Raw genomic sequence first — 1,040 nt, forward strand, 5'->3', positions numbered from 1 at the left:
CTAAGGAGAAGGCTGGAATCCTAAAGCCTGGCTGTCCTGCGGTCATTTGTCCGCTCCCGCCAGAGGCTAGGGCAGTGGTTGAATCAAGTGTGAATCAGTTGGGATGTCCAGTAGTGTGGGTAGACTCAGCAGTGGATTTGCCAGAGGGTAAGACCCCAAGCACCGGAAAGCATCTCAGATGGGTGGAGTATGGGGGAGTCAGCTATAGTTTGCCCTTGTTGGGGGAGGTGCAGTTGGTTAATTCGGCGATTGCGATCGCAACGGTACAAGTCCTGCAACAGCAAGGTTGGGAGATTCCAGAAGATGCGATCGCATTGGGGATGGCGAAAACCACTTGGCTGGGACGTTTGCAGTGGACTAGCTGGGAGAATCACCATTTACTGATTGATGGAGCCCATAATCAAGCCTCTGCTCAGGTTTTGAGACAATATGTTGATACCCTAGGTAAATCGGTCAACTGGGTAATGGGTATACTATCGACCAAAGACCATGCTGGTATTTTTAATGCCTTGCTCAGACCAGGGGATCGATTATATCTAGTGCCAGTACCTGACCACAGTTCAGCTGACCTAGACTACTTGGCTACTCTCGCGCAACAAATTTGTCCAACCTTAGCCGATTGTGGTACTTATCCAGAGTTAGTGACAGGACTCCGTGCTGTCTTTAACAAAGACGAAGCTGAAGATAAGATTACTGTCCTTTGTGGCTCTCTGTACCTAGTTGGTCACTTTTTGCGAACACAAGCTTTTGTTGACAGTAACGGCAATCGCTAATCGCTAATGGCTAAAATGACCGATTTCACGATTAATCAAAAAATTGTCATGATTGTGAGATAGATTGGGTACCATAAATAGCACCCTAATGTTGATTCCCATGACCCTGGGTTATACAAAAATTTCCCTGAATTCCCCATCTACCTAACTCAGATAGGGTACCTAAATCAATCAATTGTGAAAATTTTTGAGCCCAAGTTCCCTACTCCCTACTCCCTACTCCCTACTCCCTACTCCATACTCCCTTTGCTAGATATGGTTAACCGA

The 1,040-nt window shown here is 46.6% G+C and carries 1 protein-coding gene; it reads left to right on the plus strand.

All coding sequences use genetic code 11. From position 1 onward, the window contains the following. A partial coding sequence (locus tag F6K20_RS39690) for a folylpolyglutamate synthase/dihydrofolate synthase family protein (RefSeq protein WP_502708945.1) occupies positions 1-773 on the plus strand: 773 nt, incomplete at its 5' end. Between the last annotated feature and the right edge of the window lie 267 nt (positions 774-1,040).

Source organism: Moorena sp. SIO2C4 (genome assembly GCF_010672485.1).
Classification (GTDB): domain Bacteria; phylum Cyanobacteriota; class Cyanobacteriia; order Cyanobacteriales; family Coleofasciculaceae; genus Moorena; species Moorena producens.